The sequence below is a fragment of the Pseudomonas sp. DSP3-2-3 genome, from assembly GCF_049898225.1.
Classification (GTDB): domain Bacteria; phylum Pseudomonadota; class Gammaproteobacteria; order Pseudomonadales; family Pseudomonadaceae; genus Aquipseudomonas.
The window spans coordinates 1-15,822 of the sequence record NZ_JAFCXH010000033.1 but is presented as its reverse complement, the minus strand read 5'-3'; the positions used below and the strand labels follow the sequence as shown (position 1 = coordinate 15,822).

The 15,822-nt window shown below is 58.4% G+C and carries 17 protein-coding genes; 13 read left to right on the top strand and 4 right to left on the bottom strand.

Annotation, left to right across the window (positions count from 1 at the left end):
* Positions 1 to 103: 103 nt before the first annotated feature.
* The gene (locus tag ACP7E4_RS26165; RefSeq protein WP_065835518.1) at positions 104 to 358 is read left to right on the top strand and encodes a succinate dehydrogenase assembly factor 2; all 255 of its coding nucleotides are present in this window, start codon (positions 104 to 106) and stop codon (positions 356 to 358) included.
* On the top strand, positions 342 to 809 hold the full coding sequence (locus tag ACP7E4_RS26160) for a protein YgfX (RefSeq protein ID WP_426118675.1): 468 nt from the start codon (positions 342 to 344) through the stop codon (positions 807 to 809). The genes ACP7E4_RS26165 and ACP7E4_RS26160 overlap by 17 nt, the downstream gene beginning before the upstream one ends.
* On the opposite strand, the gene nadB is transcribed toward ACP7E4_RS26160, so the two are convergent.
* A complete protein-coding gene (gene nadB / locus ACP7E4_RS26155) occupies positions 778 to 2,394 on the bottom strand; it encodes an L-aspartate oxidase (RefSeq protein WP_426118677.1) in 1,617 nt (538 codons plus the stop codon). The two genes, ACP7E4_RS26160 and nadB, sit on opposite strands and share 32 nt — an antisense overlap.
* A 500-nt stretch (positions 2,395 to 2,894) precedes the next feature.
* Here nadB and rpoE point away from each other — a divergent pair, with 500 nt between their 5' ends.
* The 11 genes from rpoE (at position 2,895) to pdxJ (ending at position 13,284) form a co-directional block, all read left to right on the top strand.
* Complete coding sequence (rpoE, locus tag ACP7E4_RS26150; RefSeq protein WP_020288878.1) at positions 2,895 to 3,476, top strand: RNA polymerase sigma factor RpoE; 582 nt, start codon at positions 2,895 to 2,897, stop codon at positions 3,474 to 3,476.
* Positions 3,477 to 3,507: 31 nt separating this feature from the next.
* The gene (locus ACP7E4_RS26145) at positions 3,508 to 4,101 is read left to right on the top strand and encodes a sigma-E factor negative regulatory protein (RefSeq protein ID WP_065835468.1); all 594 of its coding nucleotides are present in this window, start codon (positions 3,508 to 3,510) and stop codon (positions 4,099 to 4,101) included.
* A gap of 8 nt (positions 4,102 to 4,109) precedes the next feature.
* Positions 4,110 to 5,072, top strand: coding sequence for a MucB/RseB C-terminal domain-containing protein (locus tag ACP7E4_RS26140; RefSeq protein WP_426118679.1), 963 nt, complete (start codon positions 4,110 to 4,112; stop codon positions 5,070 to 5,072).
* 332 nt (positions 5,073 to 5,404) lie between these two features.
* On the top strand, positions 5,405 to 6,808 hold the full coding sequence (locus ACP7E4_RS26135; protein ID WP_426118690.1) for a DegQ family serine endoprotease: 1,404 nt from the start codon (positions 5,405 to 5,407) through the stop codon (positions 6,806 to 6,808).
* 171 nt (positions 6,809 to 6,979) lie between these two features.
* A complete protein-coding gene (gene lepA, locus ACP7E4_RS26130; protein WP_020288883.1) occupies positions 6,980 to 8,776 on the top strand; it encodes a translation elongation factor 4 in 1,797 nt (598 codons plus the stop codon).
* Positions 8,777 to 8,785: 9 nt separating this feature from the next.
* Positions 8,786 to 9,640 (top strand): signal peptidase I, encoded by an 855-nt coding sequence (gene lepB, locus ACP7E4_RS26125; RefSeq protein ID WP_020288884.1) that lies wholly within the window; start codon positions 8,786 to 8,788, stop codon positions 9,638 to 9,640.
* A 113-nt stretch (positions 9,641 to 9,753) separates the two neighbouring features.
* Positions 9,754 to 10,131, top strand: a complete 378-nt coding sequence (locus ACP7E4_RS26120) for a DUF4845 domain-containing protein (protein WP_426118680.1) — start codon at positions 9,754 to 9,756, stop codon at positions 10,129 to 10,131.
* Positions 10,128 to 10,817, top strand: coding sequence for a ribonuclease III (rnc, locus tag ACP7E4_RS26115; RefSeq protein WP_020288886.1), 690 nt, complete (start codon positions 10,128 to 10,130; stop codon positions 10,815 to 10,817). The genes ACP7E4_RS26120 and rnc overlap by 4 nt, the downstream gene beginning before the upstream one ends.
* A complete protein-coding gene (era, locus tag ACP7E4_RS26110) occupies positions 10,810 to 11,712 on the top strand; it encodes a GTPase Era (protein ID WP_426118681.1) in 903 nt (300 codons plus the stop codon). The genes rnc and era overlap by 8 nt, the downstream gene beginning before the upstream one ends.
* Before the next feature lie 91 nt (positions 11,713 to 11,803).
* Entirely contained in the window at positions 11,804 to 12,487 is a 684-nt protein-coding gene (recO, locus tag ACP7E4_RS26105) for a DNA repair protein RecO (RefSeq protein ID WP_426118682.1), read from the top strand.
* A 50-nt stretch (positions 12,488 to 12,537) separates the two neighbouring features.
* Positions 12,538 to 13,284 carry a pyridoxine 5'-phosphate synthase gene (gene pdxJ / locus ACP7E4_RS26100; RefSeq protein ID WP_426118683.1) on the top strand — a complete coding sequence of 249 codons (747 nt, stop codon included), beginning with the start codon at positions 12,538 to 12,540 and terminating at the stop codon, positions 13,282 to 13,284.
* A 115-nt stretch (positions 13,285 to 13,399) separates the two neighbouring features.
* On the opposite strand, the gene cmoB is transcribed toward pdxJ, so the two are convergent.
* The 3 genes from cmoB to ACP7E4_RS26085 form a co-directional block, all read right to left on the bottom strand.
* Positions 13,400 to 14,359, bottom strand: a complete 960-nt coding sequence (gene cmoB / locus ACP7E4_RS26095) for a tRNA 5-methoxyuridine(34)/uridine 5-oxyacetic acid(34) synthase CmoB (RefSeq protein ID WP_426118684.1) — start codon at positions 14,357 to 14,359, stop codon at positions 13,400 to 13,402.
* The gene (gene cmoA / locus ACP7E4_RS26090; protein ID WP_331150821.1) at positions 14,356 to 15,099 is read right to left on the bottom strand and encodes a carboxy-S-adenosyl-L-methionine synthase CmoA; all 744 of its coding nucleotides are present in this window, start codon (positions 15,097 to 15,099) and stop codon (positions 14,356 to 14,358) included. Before cmoA ends, cmoB begins: the two co-directional genes overlap by 4 nt.
* 89 nt (positions 15,100 to 15,188) lie before the next feature.
* Positions 15,189 to 15,584, bottom strand: a complete 396-nt coding sequence (locus ACP7E4_RS26085) for a protease inhibitor I42 family protein (protein ID WP_426118686.1) — start codon at positions 15,582 to 15,584, stop codon at positions 15,189 to 15,191.
* Positions 15,585 to 15,822 lie beyond the last annotated feature (238 nt).

Genomic DNA, 15,822 nt, shown 5'->3' with positions numbered 1-15,822 from the left:
GCCCAGTGTTCATTATGGGTACATGAAAACTACTGCGACCATTGTGCGGTTCGCGCAGCTGGCCTGCGGTTGTATACTCGCCGCCTATTTTGAGGAGCGCTCCATGGTCGAAGACGTCGAACTCAACCGCCTTTACTGGCACAGCCGCCGCGGCATGCTTGAACTGGATGTGCTGCTGGTACCGTTTGTCCGGGAAGTCTACCCGACGCTTAACGATGTGGACCGCGATCTGTATCGCCGCCTGCTGACGTGTGAGGACCAGGATATGTTCGGCTGGTTCATGCAACGCGCGGAGTCGGAAGACGCCGAGTTGCAGCGCATGGTTCGCATGATTCTGGATCGTGTCCAGCCTGCCTGATCGTTTTGAATGCCGTTGGCAGCCGTCCCGGTGGCTGCTTGCGGCGTATCTGAGTGCCCAGTTGCTGGCGCTGATTGCGCTTTACCTGCTGGATATCCCGCCTTGGGCTTTGCTCGGTGGCGTTTTGCTGTGCATCGCTCACGGATTTTGGGTCATCCCGAGCCGGGTTTTGCTGAGTCGTCCGTCGGCATTCACTGCGCTGCGGCGCGATGCAGACGGCTGGCAGCTGTGGAATCAGCAGAATGGCTGGCAAGCCGTGCAGCTGCGTCGCGACAGCATGGCGCTGCCGCTGCTCGTGGTGCTGCGCTTTCGGTTGGCGGGCAAGGGCGGCTCAGGTTCGCGATGGGTGCGCGGCCTGTGCATTCCCCGCGATGCAATGGCGCCGGACGAACACCGGCGCATGCGAGTGCGTTTGAAGTTCAGCCGGCGTAGGTGGGCGGCACCAGAATAGTGTCCAGCGCCTCGGGCAGCATGTCCGGGTAATCCAGGGTGTAATGCAGGCCACGGCTTTCCTTGCGTGCCATGGCTGAATTGATCATCAACTCGGCCACCTGAGCCAGATTACGCAGCTCGATCAGGTCGCGGCTGACCTTGTAATTGCTATAGAACTCGTCGATTTCATCCAGCAGCATGCGGACCCGGTGATGGGCGCGTTGCAGGCGCTTGTTGGTGCGCACGATCCCGACGTAGTCCCACATAAAGCGCCGCAGTTCATCCCAGTTGTGAGCGATGATCACGTCTTCATCCGAATCGGTCACCTGGCTGGCGTCCCAACTGGGCAGGCTCTGCGGGGCCGAGCTTTCGGGCAACTGCCGCAGGATATCGGCGGCTGCGGAACGGGCATAGACAAAGCATTCCAGCAACGAATTGCTGGCCATGCGGTTTGCGCCATGCAGGCCGGTGAAGCTGGTTTCGCCAATAGCGTACAAGCCCGGCACATCGGTGCGGCCATGCTCGTCGACCATTACGCCGCCGCAGGTGTAATGCGCGGCCGGGACCACGGGGATCGGCTGGCGAGTGATATCGATGGAAAATTCCAGGCAGCGTTCGTAAACCGTCGGAAAGTGGCTTTTGATGAATTCTTCCGGTTTGTGACTGATATCCAGATAGACGCAATCGATGCCCAGGCGTTTCATTTCATGGTCGATGGCTCGGGCAACTATGTCGCGCGGTGCCAGCTCTGCGCGAGGATCGAAGCGCTGCATGAAGCGTTCACCATTGGGCAGCTTCAGATAAGCCCCTTCGCCGCGCAACGCCTCTGTCACCAGAAAACTCTTGGCCAGAGGATGGTAGAGGCAAGTCGGGTGGAACTGGTTGAACTCCAGATTCGCTACCCGACAACCCGAACGCCAGGCCATGGCGATACCGTCGCCACAGGCGCCATCGGGGTTGCTGGTGTATAGATAAACCTTGGCAGCGCCACCTGTTGCCAGAATCGTGAAGCGCGCGCCATAAGTGTCGACTTCGCCGCTACTGCGGTTGAGGACATAGGCACCGAGGCAACGTTTGCCGTCCAGGCCCAGGCGTCGTTCGGTGATCAGATCGACCGCGACACGTTGCTCCAGCAACTCGATGTTCGGCTGTTCCTGGGCCCGGGCCAGCAACGTCTTGAATATTGCGGCACCGGTCGCATCGGCTGCGTGGATGATGCGTCGATGGCTGTGACCGCCTTCGCGGGTCAGGTGAAATTCGAACCCGCCGTCTTCAGTACTGGTCTGGTCATCACGGGTGAACGGCACGCCTTGATCAATCAGCCACTGAATCGATTCGCGACTATGCTCAACGGTGAATCGCACGGCGTCTTCGTTGCACAAGCCGCCGCCTGCGTCGAGGGTGTCTTCGACATGGGACTGCACGGTGTCGGTGTCGTCCAGCACGGCAGCAACACCGCCCTGAGCCCAGAATGTGGAGCCATTGGCCAGCTCACCTTTACTCAAAACCGCAACGCTCAGATGAGCGGGCAATGTCAGCGCAAGGCTCAAGCCTGCCGCGCCGCTGCCGATCACCAGTACATCGTGTTGGAAATGTTGGCTCATGTCTGAATTCCGCATCAAGCGGCCACTAGTATAAGTATGGGTGGATCGGCACAATGGCCGCACTTTTATGGCATTGTGAAACCACAGCGGCTTGGGATTGTGCGCCAGTCCAAAGCCTCGTGCATACCCATTTTCCTGCTGGTTGTGACGCGGAGTATTACGGCGTCAGTTAGTTTTTCCTACGGGGAAGGTAAAGTGGGTATTACACCTGATTGTTAAATCTGGGAACTTTTTGATATGGCCCGGGCTCAATAGCAGGTTGCCTTTAAAAGGACAGCGTCGGCTTAATGCGGGGCTATTTACAGCCATCGCCAGCGATTTCGACGACAAGATTATTCGCGCAGCCGACCTAGTTCGAGCTGCGTTTTTCGTGCAGGCCTATGAGTGTCAGCCGGAAACTTGCTTGGAGGGGGAGAACTTTTGCGAGAAGCCCGAGTCTATGTATGCAAGCCGTTACAATGGCCGCTGCAATGCTCCTTTAAGCTCAATGAGGAGTGTTCATGCTAACCCAGGAAGAGGATCAGCAGCTGGTCGAGCGCGTACAACGCGGCGACAAGCGAGCTTTTGATCTGTTGGTGCTGAAATATCAGCACAAGATTCTCGGGTTGATCGTGCGGTTTGTGCACGACACCCATGAAGCCCAGGACGTTGCGCAGGAAGCCTTTATCAAGGCTTATCGCGCGCTTGGAAACTTTCGCGGAGACAGCGCCTTTTATACATGGCTGTACCGCATCGCCATTAACACGGCGAAAAACTATTTGGTGTCCAGAGGTCGGCGGCCACCAGATAGCGATGTAAGGTCTGAAGATGCGGAGTTCTACGACGGCGATCATGGCCTCAAGGACATCGAGTCCCCAGAGCGTGCATTGCTGCGGGATGAAATCGAAGGAACTGTCCATCGAACCATCCAGTTGCTACCAGAAGATTTGCGTACAGCTCTAACTTTACGCGAATTCGATGGTCTGAGTTACGAGGACATTGCCAGCGTCATGCAATGTCCGGTGGGTACCGTGCGATCTCGGATTTTCCGCGCTCGGGAAGCCATCGATAAAGCCCTGCAGCCTTTGTTGCAGGAATCCTGAGACAGCGGCGATAGCCAAGAGAGGAACCGCCATGAGTCGTGAAGCCCTGCAGGAATCGCTGTCCGCGGTGATGGATAACGAAGCGGACGAATTGGAATTACGTCGGGTATTAAATGCCATTGACGATGCGGACACACGTGCCACATGGTCTCGTTATCAGATTGCCCGTGCAGCCATGCATAAAGAGCTGTTGATCCCTCATCTGGACATTACGGCTGCTGTTTCCGCCGCAATCGCCGATGAAGTCAGCCCACTCAAGGCCGGTCGTGGTCCTTGGCGTAGCCTGGGTCGCCTGGCCGTCGCTGCCTCCGTTACCGTTGCGGTATTGGCTGGCGTTCGCTTGTACAACCAGGACGAGATTGCCGGTGCGCAACTTGCACAGCAGACTCAACAGCCTGCAGCCCTGTCTGCCCCTCAAGTGAAGGGTCCGGCAGTCCTGGCTGGCTATACCGAAAGCTCTGAGCAGGCACCTGGCCCTATGGCTAACGGTGTATTGCAGAATCAGGCTGGCTGGCATGATCAGCGTTTGCCGGGTTACCTGCGTCAACATGCTCAGCAAGCTGCGTTGAAGGGGACTGAAAGCGCTCTGCCTTACGCTCGCGCCGCCAGCCTGGAAAACCGTTAAGGAGGAACATGCGCGCCGTCCCTCTACTGCCGTTGCTGTTAGGTGGGTGGCTTGTCCTCCCCGCTCATGCCGATGATGCGCAAGATATGCTCAAGCGTCTTGCGCAGGCGCAGCAACAACAAAGCTTTCAAGGTACTTTCGTTTACGAGCGCAATGGTAGTTTTTCTACCCATCGGATCTGGCACCGCGTCGTCGCTGGCAAGGTCAGGGAACATCTGCTTCAGCTGGATGGCTCCGCGCAGGAAGTGTTGCGCGTCGACGGTTTGACCCAATGCGTCAGCGGTACCCTTGAAGCGGGCGTCAGCAATCTGCCTGATTCCCCGGCGAGAACATTCGATCTAAAGAAGCTTTCGGCCTTGTACGACATGAAAACTGTCGGCAAGTCGAGAGTGGCTGGCCGTCCGGCGACCATTATCGCGATGACGCCCAAGGATCAGCATCGATTCGGTATCGAATTGCATCTGGATAACGAAACCGGATTGCCACTCAAATCGCTGCTGTTAAGCGAGAAGGGGCAGTTGCTGGAGCGTTTCCAGTTCACCGAACTCGACACAGCAGATATCCCGAACGATCAGGTCTTGCAGCCAAGCGCAGATTGCAAGCCCGTCGAGACGACCAAGGCCAAGCCTGAAGTACCCGGTAAACCCGGCCCGTGGCGCTCCGAATGGACTCCGCCCGGCTTCGAGCTCACCAGCAATACATCCCGTATGGACCCGACGTCAAAAGTGCTGGTTTCCAGCCTGATGTATGACGACGGTCTTTCGCGGTTCTCGGTATTTATCGAACCGGTAAGTGCAGCAACGGTAACTGACATTCGCACACAGCTCGGTCCTACCGTTGCAGTATCGCGACGCCTGACGACGGCGAAGGGTGATGCCATGGTGACGGTCGTCGGCGAGATACCGATTGGCACTGCCGAGCGTATTGCGCTTTCCATGCGCAGCGCCGACGTCCCGCCGAGCAAAAAGTAGTCTGCGTGACGATGATCCGGGCCCAAGATGTAAAAGCTTTCATCTTGGGCCCGATATGCCGTATAGACTGGCTTTTCAGGGCTTTTGGGTCAGTCGCTGAAACGTTTGGTGAGGTATGAAAGTTGCAAAAATCCTCGTTTTTTTCTATAGGTCACAGCTTCGCAGCTCTGGCCTTTGTTGTTTCCGAGCCAAAAAATGCTGACTGATGGTCGCGTGCTTTTTCCGAATGCTTCACGCGAGCCGTTATGTCGTTCGATCTGTATTGCTTAACCATGCTCGTCGTTAACGGGAGCCGTATGTTGATACCAAGCTTTAAGTCCTATCTTTCACTGATGGCCGCCGTGCTGATGTTGGGGCAGGTTGCTACTGCCCAGGCCGAGGCGTTGCCGGATTTCACCACACTCGTCGAGCAAGCGTCGCCTGCGGTGGTGAACATCAGTACTCGCCAGAAACTGCCGGATCGTGCGGTCGCCGGGCAGATGCCGGATCTCGAAGGTCTGCCACCGATGCTGCGCGAATTCCTGGAGCGCAGCATGCCAAACCAGGGCCCGCGCGCGCCCGGCTCCCCAAAAGGGGATCGCCAGCGTGAAGCGCAATCCCTCGGTTCAGGTTTCATCATTTCCGCTGACGGCTACGTCCTGACCAATAACCACGTAGTTGAAGGTGCCGACGAAATCCTCGTTCGTCTGTCTGATCGCAGTGAGCTGAAAGCCAAGCTGGTCGGCACTGATCCGCGGACCGACGTGGCCGTGCTGAAGATCGAAGGCAAGGATTTGCCAACGGTGAAACTGGGCGACTCCGAGAAGCTGAAAGTCGGCGAGTGGGTACTGGCTATCGGTTCGCCGTTTGGTTTTGATCACTCGGCGACCAAAGGGATCGTCAGTGCCAAAGGGCGCAGCCTGCCCAACGACACGTACGTGCCGTTCATCCAGACTGACGTGGCGATCAATCCGGGCAACTCCGGTGGTCCGCTGTTCAACATGTCGGGTGAGGTGGTGGGCATCAACTCGCAGATATTCACCCGCTCGGGCGGCTTCATGGGCCTTTCGTTCGCCATTCCGATCAACGTCGCGATGGACGTAGCCAATCAGCTCAAGGCCAGCGGCAAGGTGAATCGCGGCTGGCTGGGCGTGGTCATTCAGGAGGTCAACAAAGACCTGGCTGAGTCGTTCGGGCTGGACAAGCCGGCCGGTGCATTGGTCGCTCAAGTACTTGAAGACGGCCCGGCTGCCAAGGGTGGCCTGCAAGTAGGCGATGTGATTCTCAACGCCAATGGCCATCCGATTGTGATGTCGGCTGACTTGCCGCAAATCGTCGGCAACCTCAAGGATGGCAGCAAGGTCCAGCTGGACGTGATCCGCGAAGGCAAGCGCAAGATGCTGGACGTAACGGTCGGCGCGCTGCCGGATGAAGGTCAGGAAATGGGCGCGAAGGACGGTGCGGGCGCAGAGCGCAGCAGCAACCGTATGGGTGTCACGGTCGCTGACCTGACCGCTGAGCAGCAGAAAAGCCTCGACCTGAAGGGCGGCGTGATCATCAAGGAAGTCCAGGAAGGTCCTGCTGCCCTGATCGGCCTGCAGCCTGGCGATGTGATCACTCACCTGAACAATCAGGCGATCTCGTCGGCCAAGAACTTTACTGAGGTGGCAAAAGGCCTGCCGAAGAATCGTTCGGTTTCCCTGCGCGTATTGCGCCAGGGTCGCGCCAGTTTCATTACCTTCAAGCTCGCCGAGTAGGCACCTGCGTTAACCAGAGAGGGCGGTCATTACCGCCCTTTCTTATGCGCGCCGCCAAGGCTAATGCCGATCCGCTCGCCTGTGAACGTGACGCCCCGGCGTTACTTCAGGTACAATTCCCGGCTATTTTTCGGCGGGTAAACTGCCTGCAACCTTTTTGAGTGTTGATCCGTGAGTGATTTGAGTCATATCCGCAATTTCTCCATCATCGCCCACATTGACCATGGCAAGTCGACGCTGGCCGACCGTTTCATTCAGATGTGCGGCGGCTTGTCCGAGCGCGAGATGGAAGCCCAGGTACTTGACTCCATGGATCTTGAGCGCGAGCGCGGGATCACCATCAAGGCCCATAGCGTCACGCTGCACTACAAGGCCAACGACGGCAAAACCTATCAGCTGAACTTCATCGACACCCCGGGCCACGTGGACTTCACTTATGAAGTCAGCCGTTCCCTGGCGGCGTGTGAAGGTGCGTTGCTGGTCGTCGATGCGGGCCAGGGCGTTGAAGCCCAGTCCGTAGCCAACTGCTATACCGCCATCGAGCAGGGCCTTGAGGTCATGCCGGTGCTGAACAAGATGGACTTGCCGCAGGCCGATCCGGACCGCGTCAAGGAAGAAATCGAGAAGATCATCGGCATCGATGCCACTGACGCCGTGGCCTGTAGCGCCAAGAGCGGCATGGGCGTCGATCTGGTGCTGGAGCGACTGGTACATACCATTCCGGCGCCTACCGGCAATATCGAAGCGCCGCTGCAAGCGTTGATCATCGACTCCTGGTTCGACAACTACCTGGGCGTTGTTTCCCTGGTGCGCGTACGTCACGGTCGGGTCCGCAAGGGCGACAAGATTCTCGTCAAATCCACCGGCAAGATGCACCTGGTCGACAGCGTGGGCGTTTTCACCCCCAAGCACACGGCCACGGTTGACCTGAAAGCCGGCGAAGTAGGCTTCATCATCGCGGGTATCAAGGACATTCACGGCGCGCCGGTGGGTGACACCCTGACCTTGAGCACCACGCCTGATGTCGAAGTGCTGCCTGGTTTCAAACGCATTCAGCCGCAGGTTTACGCCGGTCTGTTCCCGGTCAGCTCCGACGACTTCGAGGACTTCCGTGAAGCTCTGCAGAAGTTGACCCTCAACGACTCGTCGCTGCAGTATTCGCCGGAAAGCTCCGACGCTCTGGGCTTCGGCTTCCGTTGCGGCTTCCTCGGCATGCTGCACATGGAGATCATCCAGGAGCGTCTGGAACGCGAATACGACCTGGACCTGATCACCACCGCGCCGACGGTAATTTTCGAGCTGCTGCTCAAGACCGGTGAAACAATTTACGTCGATAACCCGTCCAAGCTGCCGGATCTGTCGACCATCGAAGATACCCGCGAGCCGATCGTGCGGGCCAATATTCTTGTGCCCCAGGAGCACCTCGGGAACGTCATTACGCTGTGTATTGAAAAGCGCGGCGTGCAGCACGACATGCTGTTCCTTGGTACTCAGGTACAAGTGAGCTACGACCTGCCGATGAACGAAGTGGTCCTGGACTTCTTCGATCGTCTCAAGTCGGTCAGCCGTGGTTATGCGTCGCTGGACTATCATTTTGATCGTTACCAGTCCGCTAACCTGGTCAAGCTCGATGTGCTGATCAACGGTGAGAAAGTCGATGCCCTGGCATTGATCGTTCACCGCGACAACGCGAACTACAAAGGTCGCGCGTTGACCGAGAAAATGAAAGAGTTGATCCCTCGACAGATGTTCGATGTGGCAATCCAGGCCGCCATTGGCGGGCAGGTTGTTGCACGTACCACTGTCAAGGCGCTGAGAAAGAACGTACTGGCCAAATGTTATGGCGGCGACGTCAGCCGTAAGCGTAAATTGCTGGAGAAGCAAAAGGCCGGTAAGAAACGCATGAAGCAGGTCGGCAACGTGGAAATTCCACAGGAAGCTTTCCTTGCAGTGCTCAGGTTGGAATAGTCAGGTCCTATGTCACTAAATTTCCCGCTGTTGTTAGTCATCGCTGTTTTTGTCTGCGGTCTGCTGGCATTACTCGATCTGATCGTTCTGGCGCCTCGTCGCCGGACGGCCATCTCGACGTATCAAGGCAGTGTCACCCAGCCGGACATCGAGGTTGTCGAGCGCCTGAACAAAGAACCGTTGCTGGTTGAATACGGCAAATCGTTCTTTCCGGTGCTGTTCATCGTCCTCGTCCTGCGTTCGTTTCTGGTTGAGCCGTTCCAGATTCCGTCGGGCTCGATGATCCCGACGCTGCGAGTGGGTGATTTCATTCTGGTGAACAAGTTCTCCTACGGCATTCGCTTGCCGGTGCTGGACCAGAAGGTCATTCAGATTGGCGATCCACAGCGTGGCGATGTGATGGTGTTTCGCTTCCCGAGCGATCCGAGCGTCAACTACATCAAGCGCGTCGTTGGCTTGCCGGGCGACCAGATCCGTTATACGAGCGACAAGAAACTGTTCGTCAATGGAGAGCTGGTGGCCAAGCAGTTGATCGGCACTGAGCCGGGCACCTTGGGCAGCGCGGAGCTTTACAACGAGAAACTGGGAGAGGTCGAGCACCAGATCCGTCAGGAAATGACCCGTTACCGGGCGCCACCTGATCGGGAGTGGACGGTTCCGGCCGCGCATTACTTCATGATGGGCGACAACCGGGACAACTCCAACGACAGCCGTTACTGGGATGATCCAAGTATTCCCAAGGACGAGCTGGGCATGGTTCCGGACAAGAACATTGTCGGCAAGGCGTTCGCCGTATGGATGAGCTGGCCTGAGCCTAAATTGAGTCACCTGCCCAACTTCTCGCGGGTAGGGCTGATCAAGTAATCAATGCGGCGCTGTGTGATACAGCGCCGTATGTCATTTAGGCAGGCTCGAATCGGTGTCGCAGTGGAGCAATCCTGTCGACCGCTTTCGACGGGCTATCCTTGAGGTTTCATATGAAAGTCGCCGGTTCGCAGAAAGGGTTGTCGTTTGTGGGATTGCTATTGGCCCTGGCGCTGTTAGCGTTTGTCGCCAACGTGGCATTCAAGCTGGTCCCGCATTATCTCGACCACAGGGCACTGAAGAGCGCCATTGAGGCGGTCGATACCAACCCTTCCCTGAATATCACTACGGTCAGCGATTTCTACGGTTATGTCGGTAAAAGCATGCAGGTCAACAGTATTCGGGATTTGGATTTGAACAAGGTGTTAAGTGTGACGGTGGAAAACAACAAGTTTCTCGCCCATTTGAAATATGAGAAGCGTGAAGCACTGATCCAGAATATCGATCTGGTGGTCAAGTTCGACGACACATTCAGCGTGGGTAAACCGTGAGCGTTTCGTTGAGTCGCCTGGAGCGCCAGCTCGGCTATACCTTCAAGGATCAGGAACTGATGGTCCTGGCCCTCACTCACCGCAGTTTTGCCGGTCGCAACAATGAGCGCCTGGAATTCCTCGGTGATGCCATTCTCAACTTCGTGGCCGGCGAAGCGCTGTTCGACCGCTTCCCCCAGGCTCGCGAAGGCCAGTTGTCGCGCCTGCGGGCGCGGCTGGTCAAAGGTGAAACCCTGGCCGTGCTGGCCCGTGGTTTCGATCTGGGCGAATACCTGCGTCTGGGTTCCGGCGAACTGAAGAGCGGCGGTTTTCGTCGCGAGTCGATTCTTGCCGATGCCCTTGAGGCGCTGATCGGTGCGATCTACCTTGATGCGGGCATGGACGCGGCGCGCGAGCGGGTCCTGGACTGGCTCACCACCGAGTTCGACAGCCTGACGCTGGTGGACACCAACAAAGATCCAAAGACCCGACTGCAGGAGTTTCTCCAGTCGCGTGCCTGTGACCTGCCGCGTTACGAAGTGGTGGATATCCAGGGCGAACCGCATTGCCGAACCTTTTTCGTCGAATGCGAGATCACCTTATTGAATGAAAAAAGCCGGGGTCAGGGTGTCAGTCGTCGCATTGCCGAACAGGTAGCAGCGGCCGCAGCACTCATTGCCCTTGGCGTGGAGAACGGCCATGAATGATCCAATCGCAACACGCTGTGGCTATGTCGCCATTGTCGGCCGCCCGAACGTGGGCAAATCCACGCTGCTCAACCATATTCTGGGTCAGAAGCTGGCGATCACTTCGCGCAAGCCGCAGACCACCCGTCACAACATGCTGGGCATCAAGACCGAAGGCGCCATCCAGGCGGTTTACGTCGATACCCCAGGCATGCACAAGAACGGCGAAAAAGCCCTCAATCGCTACATGAACAAAACCGCATCGGCAGCGTTGAAAGACGTTGATGTGGTGATTTTCGTGGTCGACCGTACGCGCTGGACCGACGAAGACCAGATGGTGCTCGAACGCGTGCAGTACGTGCAGGGCCCGGTGATTCTGGCGATCAACAAGACCGACCGCCTGGAAGACAAGACCGAGCTGATGCCGCATCTGGAATGGTTGCAAGGCCAACTGCCAAACGCGTCGATCATGCCGATTTCCGCGCAGCACGGGCACAACCTCGAAGCGCTGGAAACCCTGATCGCCAAGCATCTGCCGGAGAACGAGCACTTCTTCCCGGAAGATCAGATCACCGACCGCAGCAGCCGCTTTCTGGCCGCCGAGCTGGTTCGCGAGAAGATCATGCGTCAGTTGGGTGCCGAGCTGCCGTACCAGATCACCGTTGAAATCGAAGAGTTCAAGCAGCAGGGCAAAACCCTGCATATTCACGCCTTGATCCTCGTCGAACGTGACGGCCAGAAGAAAATCATCATTGGCGACAAGGGCGAGCGCATCAAACGCATCGGCACCGACGCGCGCCGCGACATGGAGCTACTGTTCGACTCCAAGGTCATGCTCAACCTTTGGGTCAAGGTCAAAGGCGGTTGGTCCGATGACGAGCGCGCCCTGCGTTCGTTGGGCTACGGCGACCTGTAAGCTCAATGCTCAGTGGCCGAGCGTTTACCCGCTCTGCCACTGGCAGCCACATTCCCCCGTTGTCTTCGCTTCTTTCGAGCCTGCCTGAACAATGAGCGCGCCAATCGGCCAACTTGCTTACGTGTTGCACAGCCGGGCGTACCGTGAGAACAGCGCACTCGTCGATTTCCTCACGCCGCAAGGTCGCTTGCGTGCTGTGCTGCGCAGTGCGCGTGGCAAGGCCGGTACGCTGGCGCGCCCTTTTGTGCCGCTTGAAATCGAGTTTCGTGGCCGAGGCGAACTGAAGAATGTCGGGCGTATGGAAGCCTCGGGCGTTGCCAGCTGGCTGGTGGGCGAGGCGCTGTTCAGTGGCCTTTACCTCAATGAGCTGATCATCCGCCTGCTGCCTGCCGAAGATCCCCATCCCGCCGTCTTTGATCATTACGCTGCAACCTTGCTGGCTTTGGCCGAAGGACGTCCGCTGGAACCGCTGTTGCGTTCTTTCGAATGGCGCCTGCTCGACGATCTGGGCTACGGCTTCGCGCTGGATATGGACGTCAACGGCGAACCGCTGGCCAGCGACGGGATGTACCGTCTGCAAGTGGACGCCGGGCTGGAGCGGGTGTACCTGTTGCAGCCTGGTCTGTTCCAGGGCGTCGAGCTGCTGGCCATGGCCGAAGCCGACTGGAGCGCGCCGGGTGCGTTGTCGGCCGCCAAGCGGCTGATGCGTCAGGCACTGGCCGTTCACCTCGGCGGCCGTCCATTAGTCAGTCGCGAACTGTTTCGCAAGCCGTAAACAGGCTTTATGCTCACCGACCTGTTCCGCCCATCTTTCAGGAGACACCCGTGACCCACAGCACTCGCATCCTTCTTGGCGTAAACATCGATCACGTCGCCACATTGCGTCAGGCCCGGGGCACGCGTTACCCGGACCCGGTCAAGGCCGCGCTGGATGCCGAAGAGGCGGGTGCCGATGGCATCACCGTGCATTTGCGCGAAGACCGCCGCCACATCCAGGAGCGCGATGTGCTGCTGCTCAAGGACGTGCTGCAAACACGCATGAATTTCGAGATGGGCGTGACCGACGAAATGTTGGCTTTCGCCGAGCGCCTGCGTCCCGCGCATGTCTGTCTGGTTCCGGAAACACGTCAGGAATTGACCACCGAAGGCGGTCTTGACGTAGCAGGCCAGGAAGCGCGCATTCAGGCGGCCGTTAAGCGCTTGAGCAAGATCGGTTGCGAAGTGTCGCTGTTCATCGATGCCGACGAGCGGCAGATCGCCGCGTCCAAACGGGTTGGCGCGCCCGCCGTCGAGTTGCACACCGGCCGTTATGCCGACGCCCAGACCCCGACGGAAGTCGCCGACGAGCTGCAACGCATTATTGATGGTGTAGCGTTTGGCCTGGCTGAAGGTTTGATCGTCAACGCAGGACACGGCCTGCATTACCACAACGTCGAAGCGGTTGCGGCGATCAAGGGCGTGAACGAGCTGAACATCGGCCACGCGCTGGTGGCTCACGCGCTGTTCGTGGGCTTCAAGTCGGCGGTGGCGGAGATGAAGGCGTTGATTATGGCGGCGGCTTATAAGGGCTAGCACAGCCTGTGGGACCGGCTTTAGCCGGGAAAACGGCATCCTGATGGTAGCGATGCCGTGAACATACCGACCTCTTCCCGGCTAAAGCCGGTCCCACAGGTCGTATCAGGGGCCGTCAAGGCTTGCGCCCCACAATCACCGCCCGTATCGGCGCGGGCAGGCCTTCCACGGTCTTGCTGTGATCGTCCGGATCAAGAAAGTCGCTCAGGGACTGAAAGCGCATCCATTGCGTGCCGCGCTGTTCCTCAACCGTGGTGACGCTGACGTCAACGCAGCGCACATCGACGAAGCCTGCGCGGCGCAGCCACAGCTCCAGCGCCGGCACCGACGGCAGGAACCAGACGTTGCGCATCTGCGAGTAACGGTCCTCCGGGACCAGCACTTGATGCACGTCGCCTTCGATCACCATGGTTTCCAGCACCAGTTCACCGCCTTTGACCAGACAGTCTTTGAGCGCCAGCAAGTGATCGATAGGTGACTTGCGGTGATACAGCACACCCATGGAAAACACCGTGTCGAAGCCTTCGAGCCGCGCTGGCAAATCCTCAAGCGTGAATGGCAAATGCCACGCCGGAAGGTCGGGCAGGAAGCGCTGCATGGCCTGGAACTGGCAGAAGAACAGCCAGTTCGGATCGACGCCAATCACGCTGTCGGCCCCTGCGCCGAGCATGCGCCACTGGTAATAACCATTGCCGCAGCCGACGTCCAGAACGCGCTTGCCCTTGAGGTCCAGATGCGGGGATACCCGCGACCACTTCCAGTCCGAGCGCCATTCGGTATCCACATGCACGCCAAACACATCGAACGGCCCTTTGCGCCACGGCGACAGGCCCAACAGCGCCTTGCGCACCTGCGTGCGGGTTTCGCCGTCGCAGTCGGCGTCCAGGGTAAAGCTGTCCGTCAGATCGACGCGGGTCGGCATCAAGTCGGGCAGGGCATTGAGCGCACCTTGCCAGCGTTCCAGATCGCCGTGGCCTTTGGTCATCTTGGTATCGAGTTGCGCTTGCAGGCCATTGGCCCACTCAGCCAGGGGAGTGCCCGCCAGACGGCGGACCAGAGGAGCGAGATCAATCATGGCAGGGCAATCAACGAGGCAAAGTTAAGGCATTGGAACCAGGGCACCACCTTGGAAAATCCTGCATCAAGCAGGCGCTGGCGGTGTTCGTCGAGGCTGTCGGGCTTCATGACGTTTTCGATGGCGCTGCGTTTCTGGGCAATTTCCAGTTCGCTGTAGCCATTGGCGCGCTTGAAGGCTACGTGCAGATCGGTGAGCAGCGCGTGTTCCTGTTCGTCATTGAAACGCAGCTTCTCCGACAGAATCAGCGCGCCGCCCGGCACCAGCGCCTGACGAATGCGGCTTAACAGGGTCAGACGCAGCTCCGGGGCGATGAATTGCAGGGTGAAATTGAGTGCCACCACCGAGGCGGGCTGGAACTCAAGGGCCAGAATGTCGCCTTCGATGACCTGCACCGGCAGCAACTCCTGAAACATCGAGTCTTGCCCATTGAGGTATTCCCGGCAACGCTCAACCATGGCCGCCGAATTATCCACAGCGATGACCTTGCAGCCTTCGGTTCGCACATGGCGGCGCAAGGCCTGAGTCACGGCACCCAAGGAGCTGCCCAGGTCGTACAACACGCTATTGGGTTGGGCGAATTGCGCCGCGAGCACGCCGAGATTTTCGACAATCGTCGGATAACCCGGCACCGAGCGCTTGATCATGTCCGGGAACACCCGCACCACGTCCTCGTTGAAGGCGAAGTCCGGCACCTGGGCAAGGGGCTGGGCGAATAGACGGTCGGGTTCTTTGCTCACGGCAGTTCCGGCATAGGGCTGAAAAGTGCGGCATTTTAGCCAATTCCACGCCCCTGCCGAAACCTCATCTGCGCGAAGTTGGCTAAAACTCACTCATTGACGGTAATCACGCAGTCGAAAGTGCGCTCTGGTGCGACTTCCGGCGCCCAAGGCTGCTGATAAACCATCATCAGGTGACCGCTGCCAGCGTCCGCCGCCCGATAACGCCATACCGACTGACCGGCACTGCCGACCATGTTTTTGTCCTCGGGGTTGCTGTACACCTCGGGACCCATGCTGCGCAAGATGCCTTGCGCCGGGTTCTGGATCTGCCAGCGGTAGCCGGTGGTGGGTGTGCTGGGCAGGGTCAACAGCAGGATCTGCCCGGTTTTCAGGGCCAGCGGGCATTCGCTTTGTTTTTCGAGGGTGACGATATGTCGGGGTTGCTGCGCGCAGGCAGCGAGCAGGCAAAGGCTTAGCGGGGCGAGTAGACGGGCGGGGGGCATGGAGGCTCCAGTCTCGTTTGAAGAGACTGGAGGATAGCCGATTCTGTTGGAGCGAGGCTTGCCCGCGAACCAATCAACGCGGTGCGGCAGGTATACCGCGTTATCGGCATTCGCAGGCTAGCCTCGCTTGTATGTTTAGACTTGAAGGGGTGGGTGGGACTAAAAGCCTAGCTTCTGACTCATACCAGTACAGACCGTTGGAGACTTCGTCCCACCCCTTCACCAAATGCGCCGATAA

Bases quoted from the DNA above. Each gene is read 5' to 3' on its own strand.
- ACP7E4_RS26165 (WP_065835518.1), top strand. From the start codon at position 104: ATGGTCGAAGACGTCGAACTCAACCGCCTTTACTGGCACAGCCGCCGC.
- nadB (WP_426118677.1), bottom strand. From the start codon at position 2,394: ATGAGCCAACATTTCCAACACGATGTACTGGTGATCGGCAGCGGCGCG.
- rpoE (WP_020288878.1), top strand. From the start codon at position 2,895: ATGCTAACCCAGGAAGAGGATCAGCAGCTGGTCGAGCGCGTACAACGC.
- ACP7E4_RS26145 (WP_065835468.1), top strand. From the start codon at position 3,508: ATGAGTCGTGAAGCCCTGCAGGAATCGCTGTCCGCGGTGATGGATAAC.
- ACP7E4_RS26140 (WP_426118679.1), top strand. From the start codon at position 4,110: ATGCGCGCCGTCCCTCTACTGCCGTTGCTGTTAGGTGGGTGGCTTGTC.
- ACP7E4_RS26135 (WP_426118690.1), top strand. From the start codon at position 5,405: ATGGCCGCCGTGCTGATGTTGGGGCAGGTTGCTACTGCCCAGGCCGAG.
- lepB (WP_020288884.1), top strand. From the start codon at position 8,786: ATGTCACTAAATTTCCCGCTGTTGTTAGTCATCGCTGTTTTTGTCTGC.
- ACP7E4_RS26120 (WP_426118680.1), top strand. From the start codon at position 9,754: ATGAAAGTCGCCGGTTCGCAGAAAGGGTTGTCGTTTGTGGGATTGCTA.
- era (WP_426118681.1), top strand. From the start codon at position 10,810: ATGAATGATCCAATCGCAACACGCTGTGGCTATGTCGCCATTGTCGGC.
- recO (WP_426118682.1), top strand. From the start codon at position 11,804: ATGAGCGCGCCAATCGGCCAACTTGCTTACGTGTTGCACAGCCGGGCG.
- cmoB (WP_426118684.1), bottom strand. From the start codon at position 14,359: ATGATTGATCTCGCTCCTCTGGTCCGCCGTCTGGCGGGCACTCCCCTG.
- ACP7E4_RS26085 (WP_426118686.1), bottom strand. From the start codon at position 15,584: ATGCCCCCCGCCCGTCTACTCGCCCCGCTAAGCCTTTGCCTGCTCGCT.